This is a genomic window from Acidiphilium sp. AL, assembly GCF_025499445.1.
Classification (GTDB): Bacteria; Pseudomonadota; Alphaproteobacteria; order Acetobacterales; family Acetobacteraceae; genus Acidiphilium; species Acidiphilium iwatense.
The window spans coordinates 1-1,395 of sequence record NZ_JAIMBZ010000116.1 but is presented as its reverse complement, the minus strand read 5'-3'; the positions used below and the strand labels follow the sequence as shown (position 1 = coordinate 1,395).

The following is a 1,395-nucleotide window of genomic DNA, read 5'->3' as shown; positions in this document are numbered from 1 at the left end:
CCCATCGCCCCAGTAATTGTCGGCCAGAGCCTGCTTGCCGGTGAAAATACGGAACAGCACGTAGAAAAAGATCAGCGTGCTGATCCCGGAGATGATCGTTCCCACCGACGAGACGTAGTTCCAGCCTGCGAACGCGGTCGGGTAGTCGGGGTAGCGGCGTGGCATCCCGGCGAGGCCGAGGAAATGCTGCGGGAAGAAGGTCAGGTTCACGCCGATGAAGAAGGTCCAGAAATGCAGCTTGCCGGCCCATTCGGGATATTGCCGGCCGTACATCTTGCCGATCCAGTAATAGAACCCGGCGAAGATCGCGAATACCGAACCCATCGACAGCACGTAGTGGAAATGCGCGATGATGAAATAGGTGTTGTGCAATTCGGTATCGAGCCCGGCATTGGCGATCACCACGCCGGTCGCACCGCCGACCACGAACATGAAAATCATGCCGATCGCCCAGAGCATCGGCGTCTTCAGCTCGATCGACCCGCCCCACATCGTCGCGATCCAGGAAAACACTTTTACCCCGGTCGGCACCGCGATGACGAGCGTTGCCGCCTCGAAATACACTTTCGAGTCCACCGAAATGCCCGAGACGAACATGTGATGCGCCCAGACCACGAAGCCGACGAAGCCGATCGCGACCATCGCATAGACCATGCCGAGATAGCCGAAGATCGGCTTTTTCGAGAAGGTCGAGACCACGTGGCTGACAATGCCGAACGCCGGCAGGATCATGATGTAGACCTCGGGGTGGCCGAAGAACCAGAACAGATGCTGGAACAGCACCGGATCGCCGCCGCCGCCCGGCTCGAAGAACGAGGTGCCGAAATTGCGGTCCATGATCAGCATGGTGATCGCGCCCGCGAGCACCGGAATCGCCAGCAGCAGCAGGAACGCGGTCACCAGGATGCCCCAGACGAACAGCGGCATCTTGTGCATCGTCATGCCGGGGGCGCGCATGTTCAGGATGGTCGCGATGAAGTTGATCGCGCCGAGCAGCGAGGAAATCCCGGCCAGATGCAGCGAGAACAGGGTGAAATCGACCGCCGGCCCAGGCTGGTAGGTGATGTCGGACAGCGGCGGATACAGCGTCCAGCCGATCCCCGAACCCGCGCCCACCATCAGGCCGAGATTGACGAAAATGAAGCCCATGAACAGGAACCAGAAGCTCATGTTGTTGAGCCGCGGGAACGCCATGTCCGGCGCGCCGATCATCATGGGCACGAACCAGTTGCCGAACCCGCCGATCAGCGCCGGCATCACCATGAAGAAGATCATCAGCAGCCCGTGCGCGGTGACGATCGCGTTCCAGGTCTGGCCCGAGGTGATCAGCGTGTTGTTCGGATGCATCAACTGCATCCGCATGATTTCCGACAGCACCCCGCCTTCGATCCCGGC

General features: G+C 60.4%; 1 protein-coding gene. It reads right to left on the bottom strand.

What is annotated here, in order from left to right; all coding sequences use genetic code 11:
• A partial coding sequence (locus AiwAL_RS20180; RefSeq protein WP_262313492.1) for a cytochrome c oxidase subunit 1 occupies positions 1-1,395 on the bottom strand: 1,395 nt, incomplete at both ends.